15 protein-coding genes are annotated in these 17,859 nt (G+C 56.4%); 5 read left to right on the forward strand and 10 right to left on the reverse strand.

Annotation, left to right across the window (positions count from 1 at the left end; translation table 11 throughout):
- Positions 1-97 precede the first annotated feature (97 nt).
- The 3 genes from K8I84_RS05090 to K8I84_RS05100 all read right to left on the reverse strand — a co-directional run bounded on the left by K8I84_RS05090 (position 98) and on the right by K8I84_RS05100 (position 3,896).
- A complete protein-coding gene (locus K8I84_RS05090; protein WP_223793626.1) occupies positions 98-2,035 on the reverse strand; it encodes a PA domain-containing protein in 1,938 nt (645 codons plus the stop codon).
- 433 nt (positions 2,036-2,468) lie between these two features.
- On the reverse strand, positions 2,469-3,326 hold the full coding sequence (locus tag K8I84_RS05095) for a DODA-type extradiol aromatic ring-opening family dioxygenase (protein WP_223793627.1): 858 nt from the start codon (positions 3,324-3,326) through the stop codon (positions 2,469-2,471).
- 93 nt (positions 3,327-3,419) lie between these two features.
- Entirely contained in the window at positions 3,420-3,896 is a 477-nt protein-coding gene (locus K8I84_RS05100) for a DoxX family protein (RefSeq protein WP_223793628.1), read from the reverse strand.
- A 170-nt stretch (positions 3,897-4,066) separates the two neighbouring features.
- On the opposite strand from K8I84_RS05100, the gene K8I84_RS05105 reads away from it, so the two are divergent.
- The gene (locus K8I84_RS05105; RefSeq protein WP_223793629.1) at positions 4,067-4,966 is read left to right on the forward strand and encodes a LysR family transcriptional regulator; all 900 of its coding nucleotides are present in this window, start codon (positions 4,067-4,069) and stop codon (positions 4,964-4,966) included.
- Positions 4,967-5,319: 353 nt separating this feature from the next.
- Here the strand turns inward: K8I84_RS05105 and K8I84_RS05110 are convergent, their stop codons facing one another.
- The 6 genes from K8I84_RS05110 to K8I84_RS05135 form a co-directional block, all read right to left on the reverse strand.
- Positions 5,320-5,619, reverse strand: a complete 300-nt coding sequence (locus K8I84_RS05110) for a helix-turn-helix domain-containing protein (RefSeq protein WP_317848202.1) — start codon at positions 5,617-5,619, stop codon at positions 5,320-5,322.
- Positions 5,620-5,820: 201 nt separating this feature from the next.
- Complete coding sequence (locus K8I84_RS05115; protein ID WP_317848198.1) at positions 5,821-6,171, reverse strand: glutamate synthase-related protein; 351 nt, start codon at positions 6,169-6,171, stop codon at positions 5,821-5,823.
- A gap of 589 nt (positions 6,172-6,760) precedes the next feature.
- Complete coding sequence (locus K8I84_RS05120; protein WP_223793631.1) at positions 6,761-7,219, reverse strand: DUF1499 domain-containing protein; 459 nt, start codon at positions 7,217-7,219, stop codon at positions 6,761-6,763.
- Between the two features lie 68 nt (positions 7,220-7,287).
- Positions 7,288-8,769, reverse strand: coding sequence for a malate:quinone oxidoreductase (locus K8I84_RS05125; RefSeq protein ID WP_223793632.1), 1,482 nt, complete (start codon positions 8,767-8,769; stop codon positions 7,288-7,290).
- A 54-nt stretch (positions 8,770-8,823) separates the two neighbouring features.
- On the reverse strand, positions 8,824-10,203 hold the full coding sequence (locus K8I84_RS05130; protein ID WP_223793633.1) for an L-serine ammonia-lyase: 1,380 nt from the start codon (positions 10,201-10,203) through the stop codon (positions 8,824-8,826).
- Positions 10,204-10,334: 131 nt separating this feature from the next.
- The gene (locus K8I84_RS05135; protein WP_223793634.1) at positions 10,335-11,270 is read right to left on the reverse strand and encodes a LysR family transcriptional regulator; all 936 of its coding nucleotides are present in this window, start codon (positions 11,268-11,270) and stop codon (positions 10,335-10,337) included.
- A gap of 115 nt (positions 11,271-11,385) precedes the next feature.
- Between K8I84_RS05135 and K8I84_RS05140 the strand changes: the two genes are divergently transcribed.
- The 4 genes from K8I84_RS05140 to K8I84_RS05155 all read left to right on the forward strand — a co-directional run bounded on the left by K8I84_RS05140 (position 11,386) and on the right by K8I84_RS05155 (position 17,284).
- Entirely contained in the window at positions 11,386-12,849 is a 1,464-nt protein-coding gene (locus tag K8I84_RS05140) for an NAD-dependent succinate-semialdehyde dehydrogenase (RefSeq protein WP_223793635.1), read from the forward strand.
- A 26-nt stretch (positions 12,850-12,875) separates the two neighbouring features.
- Positions 12,876-14,159 carry a 4-aminobutyrate--2-oxoglutarate transaminase gene (gene gabT, locus K8I84_RS05145; protein WP_317848199.1) on the forward strand — a complete coding sequence of 428 codons (1,284 nt, stop codon included), beginning with the start codon at positions 12,876-12,878 and terminating at the stop codon, positions 14,157-14,159.
- A gap of 221 nt (positions 14,160-14,380) precedes the next feature.
- Entirely contained in the window at positions 14,381-15,655 is a 1,275-nt protein-coding gene (locus K8I84_RS05150; protein ID WP_411722658.1) for an NAD(P)/FAD-dependent oxidoreductase, read from the forward strand.
- A 114-nt stretch (positions 15,656-15,769) separates the two neighbouring features.
- Complete coding sequence (locus K8I84_RS05155; protein WP_223793638.1) at positions 15,770-17,284, forward strand: Na+/H+ antiporter NhaC family protein; 1,515 nt, start codon at positions 15,770-15,772, stop codon at positions 17,282-17,284.
- 62 nt (positions 17,285-17,346) lie between these two features.
- Here K8I84_RS05155 and K8I84_RS05160 read toward each other — a convergent pair whose 3' ends face one another.
- On the reverse strand, positions 17,347-17,844 hold the full coding sequence (locus K8I84_RS05160) for a gamma-glutamylcyclotransferase family protein (RefSeq protein WP_223793639.1): 498 nt from the start codon (positions 17,842-17,844) through the stop codon (positions 17,347-17,349).
- Positions 17,845-17,859: the final 15 nt, after the last annotated feature.

The raw sequence follows: 17,859 nt of genomic DNA on the forward strand, positions 1-17,859 counted from the left end.
GAAAAACCGGCTCCTGAGATGGACACCCACGGGAAGTACTAAAGAAAGAGGCGGTGCCTGGCACCGCCTCCGTTACCGAATGTCACCTGTTGGTTGGTTAGTCTCTGCCGTTCTTGGCAGAGCCCGAGCCGTACTCCTTCAGAATATAAAGTCCTCCGTTACGGTCAGATGCATAAATCCATGGCTCATTGGGAACCTTGTAAATTCCCCAGATATCCTGGATGCCGCCGTTTTCAGCTTCGAACTCAGTGCCGGCGCGATGGTATCGAGCAACTTCAACAGGATCGTACGGATTGGTGACATCCAATACCACTACGCCATCGCTATACCAGGAAATATACGCTTTCACCCTTCCATCACTGGTCTCAACCAGGACATTGTGGCTCGAATAGGTTCCCCGGGCGTCGCAATTGCCACCAGGTGCAGTCGAGGCTGAACACTCGGTGTCGAAAATCGAGGCCAGTATGGGATTGGCAGGGTCAGAATAGTTCCAGATACGAAGTCCGCTCCAAGGTGTCGAGTTTGAATTGTTGTTGGTCACGACGATTGCGCCAGCTCCTGCGTTTGACGCGTTCACAGACTTCTCCGCAAATGTGCAGGCACCGCGGCGAACGACAGCAATATCACCGGCCCCGAGCGGATTGAGAATCGGGTCGCCATTACAAGCCTGGCCTATCCAAACGAAGTTACCTGAGTACGAGCCTGCACCAAGCGGGAAGTTGTTTCCGCTGAATTCATTGGCCCCGAAGACCGAGTCGGTCAGCGGCCCACTTGTGACTTCCACGCTGGATGCCGTTATGAATCCGGCGTTACCTGTCTGGCTTGCTTCAAATGCATCACCTGTCGAGGTTGCCGCGATTACACCCGGAATGGGGTTGCCGTTGCCGAACGTCACATTGCCAGGGGCAATCGTGGCCTCCCAGGCGCTGAAGTCCTCCTCACCTTCGACCACGATCGTGCCGTCCTCACTAGGCCAGACTGAGTGGCTGTTGACCTCGCCATCGAGTGAGCCATTGGCTGGATCCAGGGCGACCGAAACGACCTGGGGATTAGCCGGATCGCTGATGTCCAGCAAAACCAGGCCCGCATCCCAATTGGCAAGATAAGCTCTGGTGCCGTCGGCGGTGATGGTGACGTCATGTAGAAAACGGTTTTGCGAAGCGCCGAAGCCACTGAACAGATAAGCATCCGCATCTAGAATGACGCCAAAGTCACTTAAATTAACCCAATCAGTTATGTCGGGAAGATGCAGTTGCTCTGCGCCCCAGAAACCCACCAGGGTGGGGTTAGTCGGATCGGTAATGTCGAATATCTGGAAGTTGCCTATCTCGGACTCAACCGTTGCGGCGACATAGTCCTTGGCGCCCTGGGTAAAAAGCCACAGGTTGTGCACGCCGAAATCGGTAAAGCCAAAGTTGTCACGCAGAAACAGGTTGACGTCGTCGGTCTGTACGCTCGCCAAGTGGACGGGATTTGAGGGGTCGTCGACGTTATAAATCTCGTAGCCGCCAGGTCCTCCAGCGCACGATTCGTTCGAATGCACCAGGATGTCCCCGGAACCCATCGATGCGACCCTGACATCGTTAGTGCGGCTGCCGGTTGGAGACTGAATGATCCCGACACGTTCTGGATTGGTTTTGTTGCGCACATCCCATATCCAGATGCCCGCCTCCGGGTCGCCGCCACACGGACTATTAAAAGTTCCGGTGTACGCATAGTTGCCCAGCGCCCAAACGTCGGTTGTAGAGTTTGGAGAAAGCCGTTCGCCGCGACCGGCTTCGGCCAGGTTCTTGGTAACCTTGGCGAACGGCGCATCACTGATGATGCCGGCTACTGCGGCATCGTGTTCCATGAGAGGGGCGCTCGGATCGGAACGAACGTGGCCGTCAGAAATGCCGAGTAGAGGTTGAGATTCGTCGTGGGTTTCTTCGTGGGGGTCGTCGCTAACCAGCGGTGGTGGTGTTGCTAAAACCGAGAATGCCATAAAGGTTGAAATGATTGCCAAACCAGGCGTGAACGCTTTTGGTTGCTTCATAGTGCGTCTTCCCTTTCTTTATTTTTTTATCATTGTCTCGACGACTACATAATTCCCTCGGACCTGAGTTGCGTGGCCTTTTTGACCAGCGTAAAAATAAGCCATATGCATGCCATGAAAAAATAACGGATTAACTTTATGGGGTTGCAAAAGCCGGTGATGTGGTCGGTGGCGCTATATGTAAAGGATTCTGACGCATTGACGTGTCCTACTGTGCCGGGCATGCAACAGCGACAAGTTCCCGTTCATTTGTTCGCCACCGTCATTTCCCTATGTCGTGGAGTTCGTTGAATGGCAGCAGGACCTTTGTGCTCAATGAGCATCACGAACAATTTGGCAAGTCACTGCTTGAGGCATTCGAGAAATGGGCCAGAGCATTGCAAGCGATCCGGAAAGCATGGCGCCGATTGATCACTGCATCTGAGCAAAAGGTTTATTCCGGCATGCGACACCGGGAGGTGTGGGCGTTGAGATTCAGCATTCCTTTGCTGCCGCTCCAGATGAACGTTCCCGTTTTCTTGCCCAGAATCCTTGCCGACAGGTGTTGAGTGCCCGGTCGCTCATTGAGTCCGTAGCACACGAACAGTGGCACCAGATGTTCCTCTCTCGGATGGCAGAATCTCGCGCTGGGTGCCTGGTCCCAATGAATCAGACGCTTCGTGCGGTCAGCCTCGGTCAGGTCCGGGTTGCAGACGGTATCCTCCAGCCATTTTTCGAAGGCCTCATTGCGGATATTTGATTCCGGGTCAGAGTGGTTGAAGAACTCCCGCATGTTGTGGAACGAAAAGCCTGAGCCAATCACGAGGAGGCGGTCAACGTCGAGGGTCTGTAGAGCTCGTCCAATCTCTATGTGAGTGCCGGCATCCAGGGGATTCATGAGAGACAGCTGAATGCACGGGATGTCTGCCTGCGGAAACATCAGTTTCAGAGGTACAAAAAGTCCGTGATCAAAACCTCTTTCTTCGTCCAGCGACGTCGGCAAACCTGCCTTTTTGAGCGCGTCATGCACCTGTCGTGCAAGGTTCGGTGCACCGGGGCACGGGTATTCAATGGCGTAGGATTCCGCTGGAAAACCGTAATAATCGTAGATCAGTGAGGGATTGGCGCCCGCAGTGATGGTTGCAACGGGTGCTTCCCAATGAGCGCTGATCACCAGTATCGCTGAAGGTGGGTTTAGCGACTTGCCAAGAGCTGTGAGCTGCACGACCAGCTCATGGTGTTCCGGGTCGCCCAGAAGTGGCAGCGGCCCTCCCCCGTGGGAAATAAACAGAGTGTCGATGTGTCTTGGCATGGATGCTCCCTGTCAATCTGACGAGGAAACAGCCACCCCGCAACGCATGGAGTGGCTGTGCGCGAATGTGATCAGTGCCGATAACAGCGGGGCTCAGGCAAGTGCTGTCCGGCGCCCGCTGCCTCCGCCAAGGCTGGCGAGCAAGGTGTTGTCGATGGCAAAGCGACCCCCGCCCTGAATCAGTACGGCAACACTGACAACAAACAGCGTCAGAGCGTACTCATAGCCGTTGTTCGACATGAACAGGCCGTTATCGATGTGTACCGCGAAGATGGCGACGAGCATCGCGACGGCATTCGCAAGGGCCGCTGGCCGAGTCAGGAAGCCGAGGGCAAGAGCGAGTCCGCCAAAGAATTCCGCGCCGCCGGCGAGCAGCGCCATCAGGTAGCCGGGTTCCAGGCCAATACTGGCCATCCACTGGCCAGTGCCCTCCAGGCCATAACCGCCGAACCATCCGAACAGTTTCTGTGCCCCGTGCGCGGCCAGAATGACACCGACCGGTACTCGAAGGATAAGGCCCGCAAGCCCCGCATTGGATTGAAGGAGTGCTTTAAAAAATGTTGCGTTCATCGTGGTCACCTCGTATCAGGTTATTCCAGTTTCTTGTCGCCGGGACTTGTTCCCGATTGATGCAGCCACTTTACTGTCATTAAAAACAAAGAATAAGATCTCCTCTGTTGAGTTATTATCAACATACCGATGTTAATAGTGCAGTCGAGTTCACCAAGGAGTAAGCCGTTATGGATCGGATCGACGCCATGCGGGCGTTCGTGCAGGTTGTGCAGGAAGGCAGCTTTACCCAGGCGGCGAACCGGCTGGACACTTCGCCTCAGCTGGTTAGCAAATACGTTTCCCAGTTGGAGCAGCGACTGGGTGTTCGGTTGCTGAACCGCACGACCCGCCGCGTCAACCTCACTGAAGCTGGCGAAGGCTATTACCAGAGCGCCCTGCAGGTGCTCGCCGATATTGAGGATATGGAGAGCCAGCTCGGTGACCTGCAGGCAGATGCCCGGGGCACCCTCAGGATCAGCGCGCCGGTTTCCTTTGCCATTCACCATATGGCTCCCCTGTTGAGTGCGTTTCAGCAAGCCCATCCCGGGGTTAAGGTAGATCTGCAATTAAACGATCGAAAAGTGGATATCGTTGAGGAAGGGTTCGACATTGCTCTGCGCATAGGGCACTTGAGAAGCTCGTCGCTCATCGCCAAACGCATTGCACCTGTGCGAGTCGTGTTGTGCGCCTCTCCGGACTACCTGCAACGTCATGGCACGCCGGAGCAACCCATGGATCTGATCGACCATCATTATCTTCACTACAGCTACATGGATCCCGGTCTCGGCGGCTCTGCCCTCAAGTGTTTGCAGCGTAACCGGCAGCCTTTGAGCATGGTCAGTAATAACGGTGATGTGCTCGTGGCTGCAGCCATGTCTGGCGCAGGCATTGCTCTGCAGCCAACGTTTATCGCGGGTGCTGCCATACGAAAAGCACAGCTACAGGTGGTTCTGCCAGACTATGAGCCTGAACCCATGGCGCTCTACGCGGTTTATGCGCACCGTCAGCTGCTGGCCAGCAAGGTTCGCAGTTTTATAGATTTCATCGATGGTTATTTTGGCGATCCGCCGTATTGGGATGAATTTTAGATAGGCGGAGATGAAGAGTTAGTTCGGCGCGTACTGGTTATCTCATACCAATTTTGTGCATTTTTCAGTAAACTTAGGTTATTCACATGTTGCAAGCTAATCACTTGAGTGGATGCTGCTCACACTTAATCAATGGAGGCTTACAAGCTCATGGCAAACCTGATTCCGGTTGTTACCTTGTTCGGTGGTCTGACTGGTTTTTTTGCTTTAGCGCTCGCGCTGCGTTTCGCCTTTGGCAAGCTCGCCGATAAGTAAAATTCAGAGCGACGTACGAGTAACTTCGCACGATCCTATTACCATAAATCCGGGTGCATAGGCGGACACTGTTCGTCGGTAATGCCCTTCTGGCAGAGTTAGCTGGCCAGCGGCGGATAACCCAGCGTTTCCCGCAGGCGCTCGACGTTGGTCGCGAGCCACTCCGGATTTATGGCCCCCCAATCTTTCACTTCATAATGCCCGGCCTTCGTGGACCCCACGTGCTCTATATGGACATCGATTTCATGAAGCGCGTTAATCGTGTCCTGTGCCGTTCGGCGGGGCATGCCCGTGGCCTCAATAATCGCAGGAATGCTGTTGGTTCCCGAGCTGATCAACCAGGAAATATACAGGCGCCTGTAAAAACTGGTTTTGGTTTTTGAGGGGCTTTCATTCACGGTCGAGCGTCCTGTCCTTTTGAAATTTGTTTGGGGCACGTTTGTGGGCTGCCCGGTAATGAGTTTCACCAGAACGCCTGCACAATAGCAATGGCGCCGGGTGGCTACGGTCGCACATATCCGCCGACATTCGCCATCAAACTGCCGGGTGCCAGATTAACATGCAATACATGCATCCCCCTCTTTCTTAAAAGCTCTGGGTTAATCTGGTGCTACCACCCCCGCAAAACGGACACCGGATAAAAATGCCATATCCCGTTTCCATGTGGTCAGGTCGGATCTCGTGAACTTCTCCAGCGAATCGTGGCCGCAGGCTCTGGCAAGAACTTTCATCAATGCAGTCGAGGCCTCCAGGAAATTCCTGAGCTGTACAGAGGAACGATCGACGTTCAGGCGCTGTCGCAAATCGGCTTTCTGCGTCGCTATGCCTGCGGGACAGTTATTGGTGTTGCAGATTCTTGCAGCAACGCAGCCAATGGACTGCATCGCACTGTTTGCTATGGCTACCGCATCAGCCCCGAGGGCAAGCGCCTTCACGAAATCGGTGGGCACCCGGAGGCCACTGAGTGTGACCCTCTCGGAAAAAGGTATTTATAAAGTTTCACCCGACGTTTTGTTCAATTTCGTATGGGGTGGCATCGCGATGTTCGTGATGTGCTGGCTTTACTTTGACTTCATCGGCAACGGTAAAACCAGGGACGAAAGGCCAGCTACGCTGGTCAAATGGTGGCTCGGGCATCTTGCGCTGATGCTCTGCGGCGTTATGGTCGGCGTTGCGCTGGCTGCCCAGGTGAAGGTGGGTTTCTGGGAGCCCTACCCGACCGAATATTCAGCCATCGGATGCTTTGGGTTGGCGGGTTACATTGCCATGCTCTGGGTGCTCAGCTCTGTCGTCGAGCACCGGGTTGCCTCGGAGTTCGGGCGCGGCGACGTGCGTCTCATGGGAATAGTTATTGCCATAAGTTGCTTTTATATTGTGCCCCACGTGCCCTCGGTGATCGGCAACCTGATCTGGGGTACGGCGCTGCTGTCACAGATCGCTATTCCCCTTTTCCGGGGGGGGGTGGAGGCAGTTCAGATACGAGTGAGCTTTATTCAGGCTCAGAACGCTAATCGCAGCAACTCATTCCGTGTGCAGGATCTATTCTGCGGCCAGTCCTCTCTTGGAGAGGCTCTCTCTCAGCAGGCTCACCCGCTTTCGATTAACGCCCATATCGTAGATGCCAAGCAGCGACTGGGACCGAACGTTGAGAGTTTTTTGATCCTGGCTGGCGAGAATCTCCAGGTAATCCGGAAATCCGAACAGTTCGCTGTAGCAGGTAATGCTTAGGTATCCGTACCGGGACTCCTGAAGCGACGCTCCCGGCAACGCCAGCGCAACTTCCTGGATGCGTTGCCAGGATGAAGGCGTCAATGGTTCGGTGAGTTTGATGGGGTCCACCTGATACCGGCTCACATCAGACTCGCTGGAAACACAATTCAGAAGCGGTGGGCAGCCGTCTAGCCTGAACTCGATGCCCGACGGCGGTACGTTGTTGGTGGACCCGCAGCCTGTCAATGCGAGCAAGCAAAGGATGGCCGCATGGCTCGGTTTATTCATGGTTGTCCATTCTTGAATTAGTGCTTTCCCTGACCTGGTTCCGGGCGCGTCGCAAAGGTTTGCGAGCGTCAGGACGTCGCAGCCTCCGCTTCGGTCGCCGCTACCGTTATTCCAAGCCGTTCGTTGACCGAATCCCGGATCTTCCTGTATCGGGCCGGGTTGTTGATGAGCGTGTCCAGGTCGGCCTCAGGAAATATTTCGTGCAGCTTTTTCTTTGCGTCGTCCTTCAATACAAGCTGGGGCAGCATGCGTTCGAGCGCGCGCAACATTACCTCCGGCGAAACGGAAGCGCCCGGTGAGGCACCCAATAATGTCCCGTAGCTTTTGTCGCTGGACACGATGATCTCAGTGCCCATCTGGAGGTCCCCGTCTTTGATGATCTGAACCCGCTGCCCGGCTTCAACCGGCTTCCAGTCAAACTGCTTGCTGATGCCGGGCGCGAAATTTTCCAGCTCCTCCAGCATGCTCTTTTCGCCCTTGAAGGTTTCGGATACCAGGTATTTGACCAGGGGGAAGTGTTCGAAGGTGACGTTCAGCAGGCCCGGAATGTCGTGGAGGCGCATCGATTTGAGGTAATCGAAAAAGCCGCGTCCTTTTTCAAGGACGGGCTTGAACGAGGCAAATGGCCCAAACAGCAGATAATGCCGGCCGTTAGCGACCCGCAAGTCCAGGTGCGGCACAGACATGGGGGGTGCCCCGACTTTCGCCTTGCCATAGGTTTTTGCGCGGTAATGTTCGGCCTGCTCGGCGGTAATCGGCGCCTGCAGGAACCGGCCACCTACGGGGAATCCTGTAAATCTGCGTCCAAATGGCTGATGGCTTTTCTTCAGCAGTGGGAAGGCGCCTCCGCCTGCCCCCACAAACAGGACATCAGCCTTGTACTGCACCGACTCTCCCCTGCTGTCGGTCTCAATAAGCCAGCTCCCCGAAGGGCTGCGGTGCACGCGCCTCACATGGGTGCCGTATTCGATTCTTACCCCAAGCTCGTTTTCAGCGTACGTTGCCATTTGTTCGGTGAGCGCGCCGAAATTCACGTCGGTGCCGGTTTCGATGCTGGTAGCGGCCATTTTTTCATGGCGAGGCCGGTGTTCCATCGTGTAAGGAATCCAGCTCTTAATCTCGTCGAAATCCTCTGAATAGCGCATCTCCTCAAAGAAGTGATGGGCCGACATTTCCTTGAATCGAAGGCGTAGTTCGTTAATGGCCGTTTCGGAAACGATGGTGCAGTGTTTGGTGCGGTTGATAAACGTTGACGGATCTTTGATGGCGCCTTTTTCGATCAGGTAGGCCCAGAATTGCTTGGCGACATTGAACTGGGCGTGAATTTTCAGCGCCTTTTCAACGGAAATCACCTCTTCGTCCACGGGGGTGTAGTTCAGTTCGCAGTTCGCTTCATGTCCGGTGCCGGCATTGTTGAAGACCCAGGAATTTCCCGCTCCGGGACCATCCAGCCTCTCCAGAATCGTGACGTCCAGGTTCGGTGCCATCTCTTTGGCCAGCGTGGCGAATGTGGTTCCCATAATGCCCGCGCCAATGATGATCACGTTCATAACGTTGTCTCGCTTTTTCGGTTCAGGGTATTGCGTGGATTGGGGTAGTGAGTGTCAGCATTCGGTCGTGTTGACCGCAAGCCCGCCGCGGGAGGTTTCCTTGTATTTGTCCTGCATGTCCTTGCCTGTTTCCCGCATTGTGTTTATCACTTTATCCAGTGATATGAAGTGCTTGCCGCTACCTCTTAAAGCCATTTGTGCGGCATTGATCGCCTTCACCGCGGCGATTGCGTTTCGCTCTATACAGGGTACCTGAACCAGGCCGCCCACCGGGTCGCAGGTCAGGCCCAAATTGTGTTCCAGTCCGATCTCGGCGGCGTTTTCTACCTGTTCAGGCGAACCACCCAGTACCTCGCACAAACCGGCTGCCGCCATGGCGCAGGCCGAGCCGACTTCGCCCTGGCACCCTACCTCGGCCCCGGAAATGGAGGCGTTTTCCTTGCACAGCGTACCAATAGCGGTTGCGGCCAGGAAGTAGTCGACAACGTGTTTTTCGGAGGCCTTGGGCTCAAACTCCATGTAGTACATCAATACTGCCGGGATGATGCCAGCGGCACCATTTGTGGGGGCGGTAACCATCCGTCCACCACAGGCGTTTTCCTCGTTCACCGCTAACGCGTAGAGATTGACCCAATCCATCGCACCCAGGGTGGAGCTGATAACGTTGGGCTGTTCACTGCTTTGCAGCGCCCGGTAAAGCCCCTTTGCCCGCCGCTCGATGGCTAATCCCCCGGGCAGAGGACCTTCCCTGGTAAGACCGGTTTCAATGCAGTCCTTCATGGCCGCCCAGATGGTCGCAAGTCCTTTGCGAATGTCATGCTCGGAGCGCCAGGTCTTCTCGTTTTCCATGACCAGCTGGCTGATTCGTAAGTGATGTTTCTCACACAGGTCCAGTAATTCCGTGCACCGGCTGAAGGCGTATGGCACCTTGGTTTCAGGTACCAGTGAGCTTCCCTCCCGCGCTTCACTTTCCTCCAGTACAAAGCCGCCCCCAATTGAATAGAAGGTCTTGGCGCTCAGGGTCCGGTTTTGCTCATCAAGGGCACGAAAACGAAGGGCGTTCGGGTGATATGGCAGGGTTTCGTCAAGAAAGCGCAGATCCCGGTTCCATTCGAACGGGATTGGGTGCTGGCCGAGGAGGTGGAGCGTTTCGTTTTCTTTGAGTTTATCGACGGTTGGGCGAATGATGCCGGGGTCAATGGTGTCCGGGCGCTGCCCCATCAGGCCCATGACAACGGCCAGATCGGTACCATGCCCAATCCCGGTAGCGCTCAGCGAGCCAAGCAGGTCTACCTGGAGGTGTTTCACCTTCCCAATAGCGCCCTCGCTTTCGATTTGCCTGGCAAATCTTTCGGCCGCGATCATTGGGCCCACGGTGTGTGAGCTTGACGGGCCAATCCCTATTTTGAACAGATCGAATACGGATACAGACATAGGGTCACCCGATAGGTCTATCGGTTGTGGGGCCCGGCTCGACGCAAGGGCTCCTTGGTTCAGTGTAGATTTAAATACTCCGTTTTGTGCGTAATTTCTTTCGCCGCAGTAGCTATGATGCGCCTCTGTCGTCAGGTCGACGTGTTTGGGTCGGTCTCATTGAGGATGCTGAGAAACAGCTCCCGTGCCCGGTTCGTCCGTCCGTGGGTGCGCGTGATCGCGGCGACGCCCAGGGAGTACTGTTTAATCTCAGGGACCAGTGCCCTCAACTCCCCCGCAGCCACATAAGGCTCGACATAGGTATCCGGCATAAAGCCGATGTAGGCCCCGGACAGGATCATGGCGAGGCGAGCTTCGTAGAAATAGGAAATAGCCGCCTTGTTCATGTCAGCCAGCTGCGCGCCTACTTCCGGGCTGGTATGGATGCCCGCGTGTACCACCTTGCTCGCCAGAACGGCTTCGAGCGAAAGCTCTTCGGGCAAGGTGTCATACAACGGATGAGCGCGGCTACAGTACAGGTGAAAGTGGTCGGCGTACAACTGGGTGTATTCAAGGCCGGTCAGTTCCCTATGGAACGGGATCAGTCCGATATCGGCTTCATCATTCAATACCATGCGCTCGATGTCGCTAAGCGCTTTTACATCCAGCAGGACGTTCACATCCGGTGCCGCCTCTGAAAACCGGGCAATAGCCTCCGGCAGTTTGGATTGCGGGTCCATATAGATGGCGTCGCTGGCAATGATGCGCAGCTCCCCGGTCAGGCGGACATGCAAAGCGTTCACGCCGGACCGGAACGATTCCATCGCCGAAAACAGTCCTTTCATCAGCTCATAGACCTCGATGCCCTCCTCAGTGAGGGAAAAGCCGCCCCGCCCTCGCCGGCAGAGTCTCAGGTTCAGCCGGTCTTCCAGCTTGGCAATATGAGTGCTGATGGTCGAGCGACCTATGCTCAGTTCGCTCTCGGCGGCCGAGAACCCGCCGCTTTCCACCACCGCCTCGAACACTTTAAGCAATCGGATCTCGTAGTCGCCGACCTGCCCGAGGCTGACCTTGAGGTCTTTCTTCATTGTTTGATGGCCCTCAACGTTTACATCGAAAGAATGACATTTATCACACTTACTCCCGAACTTACCATCCCGGAAAACCAAGGACACTGAATTTTCGTCGTTTATGGAGTCGTTTATGTCACTCAAGCTGAATGAGCCCGGCCTGTTCCGGGAGCTTGCCTTTATCAACGGTGAATGGGTTTCTGCCGCCAAGGCACACAAGTTCCCGGTGTTTAACCCGAGCACGGGTGAAACCCTGGCTCATGTCCCGGATCTGGGCGCAGAAGAAACCCGCAACGCGATTGACGCCGCCGAGGCTGCGCTGGCCCCGTGGCAAGCGTTAACAGCCAAAGAACGGGGGAGCTTTTTGCGCCGCTGGTTCGACCTGATCATGCGCCACCAGGAAGACCTGGCCCGCATCATGACTAGTGAACAGGGCAAGCCACTGGCCGAGGCCAAGGGTGAAGTGGCCTACGGTGCGAACTTCGTCGAATGGTTCGCCGAAGAAGCGAAGCGAATCTACGGCGACGTCATTCCTGCCCACGGGCCAGACAAGCGCATCGTGACCATCAAGCAACCTATCGGTGTTGTGGCTGCGATCACGCCGTGGAATTTCCCGATCGCCATGATCACCCGGAAGGTCGCACCGGCCCTGGCGGCTGGCTGCACCGTGGTCATCAAACCTGGCGAGGATACCCCGCTGTGTGCGCTGGCTCTGGCGGAACTGAGCCGTCAGGCAGGCATTCCGGCAGGCGTGGTGAATGTCGTGACGACCCTGCAGGCGCCCGAGGTCGGGCGTACCTTGTGTGAAGATTCACGCGTTCGCAAGCTGTCTTTTACCGGCTCCACCCCGGTTGGCAAGCTGCTGATGCGCCAGTGCGCGGATACCGTCAAGAAAGTCTCGCTGGAGCTTGGTGGCAACGCCCCCTTCATCGTGTTTGATGACGCGGATGTGGATGCAGCGATCGCCGGACTGATGGCATCGAAATTCCGCAATGCCGGCCAGACCTGTGTATGCACCAACCGGATTCTGGTTCAGGCCGGTATTCACGATGTGTTTGTTGAAAAACTCAACGCTGCGGTCGCGGCCCTGAGCGTGGGCGATGGCTTTGCGGATGGCGTAACCATCGGCCCGCTGGTCAACGACAAGGCTGTATCCAAGGTACGTGGCCTTGTCGACGATGCTATCGCTGATGGCGCCCGCGTCACATTCGAGCACGGCAGCACACCGGATAACCCTAACTTCTACCCGCCAACGGTTCTGGCCGGCGTTACGCCCAACATGGCCATTGCCCGTGAGGAAATCTTTGGCCCGGTGGCGACGGTGTTCCGGTTCACCGAAGAGTCTGAAGCCATTGCCATGGCCAATGACACGCCCTTTGGCCTGGCAGCTTATTTCTACAGCCGTGACATCGGCCGCGTCTGGCGCGTGGCAGAAGCGCTCGAATACGGCATGGTTGGGATTAACGAGGGGCTCATTTCCACCGAAGTGGCACCGTTTGGCGGCATGAAAGAGTCCGGTATCGGACGCGAGGGTTCCCGCTACGGCATCGATGACTTTGTCGAAATCAAATACCTGTGCATGGGCGGCATTGACTGACCCACTGATGACGAATTAAGGAGACTGTGTTTATGTCCAATCAAACTCTTCACGAACGTCGTGCTGCCGCCATGGCCCAGGGACAGGGTGCCCTTCACCCTGTTTACGTCGACAAGGCGCGCAATGCTGAAATCTGGGACGTAGAGGGCAAGCGGTTCATTGACCTGGGTGCCGGCATTGCCGTCACCAACACTGGCCACAACCACCCGAAGGTCCAGGCCGCCGTACAGGGCCAGGTTGAGCGCTTCAGCCACACCTGTCTGATGGTGACACCCTACGAATCGGCGGTTGAACTGGCTGAGAAGCTGACCGAGATCGCCCCGGGCTCTACTCCGAAGAAAGCCATGTTCGTGACCACTGGCGCAGAAGCTGTTGAGAACTGCGTAAAAATCGCTCGCTCCTACACCGGTCGTTCCGGGGTTATTGCGTTCAAGGGTGGCTTCCACGGACGCACCAACCTGACCATGGGGCTGACCGGCAAGGTCAAGCCGTACAAAGCGGGTTTTGGTCCGTTCCCGGCTGAGATTTTCCACGCGCCCTACCCCAACGCTTATCACGGCGTATCCGTAGAGGAATCACTGGCCGCTCTGGACGACTTGTTCCTGTGCGACATCGAGCCTAGCCGAGTTGCTGCCATTATCATCGAACCTGTCCAGGGCGAAGGTGGCTTCTACCCGGCACCAGCCGAGTTCATGCAGGCACTGCGCAAGCGCTGTGACGAGCACGGTATTCTGTTGATCGCCGATGAAATCCAGACTGGTTTCGCACGGACCGGCCGCATGTTTGCGACCGAGTATTCCGGCGTGGAGCCGGACCTGATGACCATGGCAAAAGGCATCGCCGGCGGCTTCCCGATTGCCGCCGTGGTGGGCAAGGCTGAGATCATGGACCAGCCCGCCCCGGGCGGTCTTGGTGGCACCTACGGTGGTTCGCCCATTGGTTGTGCGGCAGCCCTGGCTGTGCTGGATGTCATCGAGGAAGAAAAGCTGTGCGAGCGGGCCCTGGAAATTGGCCAGCGCATGGTTGGTCGCCTGCAGCAGTTGCAGGCGCGGTTCCCCGCGCGCATCGGCGATGTTCGGAATCTGGGCTCAATGATCGCCATGGAGCTGGTGGTTGATGGCGACGTTAACAAGCCGGATCCGGAGCTGACCAAGGCGCTCATCACCGAGGCGGCCAGTCAGGGGCTGATTCTGCTGTCTTGTGGTATTCGCGGAAACGTGGTGCGGTTCCTGCCTGCACTGACCATCTCCGACGATCTGATCGATGAGGGAATGGATATCCTCGACCGCTGTTTCAGCGCACTCAGCTGATCACTTTCGGTCAACGGCGCCACCCTTCGGGGTGGCGTTTTTCGTTGTGAGGGGCCAAGAAAACCCCGAATTCCTCAAAAATATACCCTGGGGGGTATATAGGCGATGACGCCGAACTCGTAACGTTGTGGGAAATGCAGCCGAGAACACGACACCGCACTGTCGTGCCCTCGGAAAACTCTACAATGCCCTGCGGTTTCGGGAGCAACATCGTGACAGTTATTTCTCATACCAGTTCCTATTACGCGGCCTCCGCCAATGACACCCGGATGCGCCCGTCCCTCAAAGACCATATCAAGACCGATATTTGCATTATCGGTGCTGGTTATACCGGCATGTCGACCGCCCTGCATCTGGCCGAAGCGGGCTACCGTGTGGTGGTGCTCGAAGCCAGTCGTATCGGCTTTGGTGCGTCGGGCCGTAACGGTGGTCAGATCGTGAACAGCTACAGCCGTGACATCGACTTCATCGAGAAGCACTACGGCAAGCATGTTGGTAAGGAAATGGGTCAGATGGCCTTTGAAGGCGGCCGGATTCTTCGCCGTTTCGTCAAGGACTACAACATCCAGTGTGATCTGAAGGAAGGTGGTGTTTTTGCAGCCTGCAATAAGCGCCAGTTCAGAGAGCTTGAGGAAAAGAAGGCGCTCTGGGAGTCCCATGGACACAAAGGTCTGGAGTTGCTGGACGCAGAGCAGATCAAGGCGCATGTCGGCTCTGACCGCTATGCCGGCGGATTGCTGGATAACACCGGTGGACATTTCCATCCGCTGAACCTGGTGCTGGGCGAAGCCGCTGCACTGGAATCGCTGGGTGGCACCATTTACGAAGGTACGCCGGCGCTGGAGGTTCAGGAAGGTTCCATGGCCGTAGTGAAGACTGAATCGGGCAGTGTGACTGCCGATTACGTGTTGGTGGCTGGCAATGCCTACCTCAATGGCCTGCTGCCTAAGCTGGAAGCCAAGGCGATGCCCTGCGGTACCCAGGTGATTACCACCGAACCGCTGCCTGAATCGGTTCAGAAAAAGCTCCTGCCGAAGGACAACTGCGTCGAGGACTGCAACTATCTGCTGGACTACTACCGCCTGTCCGGTGACGGACGCCTCATCTATGGCGGTGGCGTGACCTACGGAGCCCGGGAACCCAGCAAGATCGAGTCTCTGATCGTTCCCAACATGCTGAAGACCTTCCCTGAACTGAAGGGAACCAAGGTTGACTTCGCCTGGACCGGCAACTTCCTTCTGACTCTGATGCGCCTGCCGCAGTTCGGGCGAATTGGCAGCAATGTCTATTACGCCCAGGGCTACAGCGGCCACGGTGTGACCTGTTCACACCTCGCTGGCAAGGTCATCAGCGATGCCATCCGCGGTCAGGCTGAGCGCTTTGATGTGTTCGCTGGCCTGCCCCAATACAGCTTCCCTGGTGGTCGCCTGTTCAGGATTCCATTCACGGCAATGGGTGCCTGGTACTACAACCTGCGCGACCAACTGGGTGTTTAAGGTACGGACGTGAAAACGGGCCACCCCCGGGGCCCGACGCACCGCCATGACCTGTAGTCACTGCGGCGAGCAAATCGCCGCAATTCCCTAAAAAAACAAACCATGGGTACAGAAATGACACATGACGCTTCGCAAACCCTCAGCGGATACCCTCCGATCGAAGATCAGGCGGAGGAATCTCGCCAGAAGGGCCCTCTGTCCTCCATTCTCGCATACGGCTCCATCATGGCCGGTTTCGCCTATCTGTCCTCACAGTATGCCGATGGCGAGTCCTACGGCTTTGTGAGTTTGTTGCCGTCATTGTTGATCGTGCTCGTCGCGATCAAGACCAAGAAGCCTCTGGAATCCATTTTTGCCGGTATCATTGCCGGCCTGCTCCTGCTCGAGCCAACGACACTGATCACCAGTCTGGGCGATCTGTCCATGGGTGTGGTGCAGAACGAAACTATCGCCTGGATTGTGTTGGTGTGCGGGATGATGGGTGGATTGATCAACATCCTGGAGCGCGGCGGCAGCGTGCTTAGCTTTGGTGAATTCCTCGCCAAGCGGGTTAAGACCAAGCGCGGGACCATGCTGACCACATCCTTCCTCGGGCTGGCCGTGTTCATTGACGATTACCTGAACTCCCTGGCCGTATCGGCATCCATGAAAAACCTCACCGACCGCTTCCGCATTTCCCGGGAAAAGCTGGCGTTCCTGGTGGATTCCACCGCGGCGCCGGTCTGCATTCTGGTTCCGCTGTCCACCTGGGCGGTTTACTTCGGTGCCCTGCTGGAAGAAAACGGTGCGGTGGCCGAGGGCCAGGGTATGTCCCTCTACATCGAAGCCATTCCTTACATGGCCTACGGCTGGGCGGCACTGATCGTGGTTCTGCTGGTCGCTACCGGCAAGCTGAAGGATATTGGCCCCATGAAAGCAGCGGAACTCCGTGCTCAGAAGGGTCAGCCCATTCCGGATGGCGTGGAATCCATCGGTTTTGACACCTCTCACGTGAAGCGCCCGCCGGTGCTGGTTGGCATGATGAACTTCATTCTGCCAATGGCCGTGCTGGTAACGGCCAGCATTTACTACGAGATTGATCTGCTGCTGGGCGCGCTGGTCGCTTCAGGCTTCACCATGGTCCTGTATTTCTGGCAGCGCCTGATGAGCTTTGGCCAGCTGGCCGATGCCATGCTGGATGGCTTCAAGGTGATGTTGCACCCGATCGCCGTGGTGGCAGCGGGCTTTATGGTCAAGGAGATTAACGACCAGCTGGGTATGACCACCTACATCATCGACACCATCACGCCGTACCTTTCCCCGGCTCTGTTGCCGGCAATGGTGTTCGTGTCCATGGCTGCAGTTGTGTTCGCAACGGGGTCCAGCTGGGGTGTGTTCGTGGTTTCCCTGCCCATCGTGATTCCGATGGCCATGGCGATGGGCGTGTCGATGCCGCTGACCGTAGGTGCTTTGCTGTCTGCCTCCGCGTTTGGAAGCCATGCCTGCTTCTTCAGTGACTCCACGGTTCTGTCGTCCACCGGCTCTGGCTGTACACCGATGCAACACGGTCTGACACAGATTCCGTACGCGCTGATTGGCGCAGCCATGGCCTTCATTACCCTTCTTATCCTCGGATACGCGGTCGCCTGATCGCGCTCCTTCTTGCCAGGCAGGGGTCGGCTCTGTCTGGCAAATCTTCCCTTCCTTTTTGATCATTTACCGTGAATGGCTCGCTCCCTGGCGTCTCTGCCTCTATCCGGATCCTCCTGACTTTCGATTGCTGTGATGGCATTGAGGTATGCGGCGGGAACCCCGGTTTCGATGGCGCCTTGCACCACATGGTGTACATACCAGGAGTGCGGCAGCAGGGATGAATCTGTGCTCGTCGCATAATAGGTAAACGCTTCAAGGGAATACCCCTGCGCATCGGTTACCGTTACCTGCTTTTCCTGATAGCCGAAACCCAAACCTTCAACCAGGTCGAGCCTGCCCTTCTCGTGCTCCAGTATGTCGAACACGGCGCCAATGACGGAGTCATCCGGATTTCCGGTAAACAGTGCGTCGCACTTCGCAGACCCGTCTATTTTGCTGTGCTTGTGAAACCGCAGCGAGTGCTCAACAAGGGTAAACATCCCTATGCGTTGGGCACTGGGAACCCGTTGTTTCAGTCTGGGGAGTGACATATTCGAACCATAAGCAAAATACTTCACGCAGCCTCCTTATTC

The organism is Marinobacter sp. F4216 (assembly GCF_019931195.1).
GTDB classification, from domain to species: domain Bacteria; phylum Pseudomonadota; class Gammaproteobacteria; order Pseudomonadales; family Oleiphilaceae; genus Marinobacter; species Marinobacter suaedae.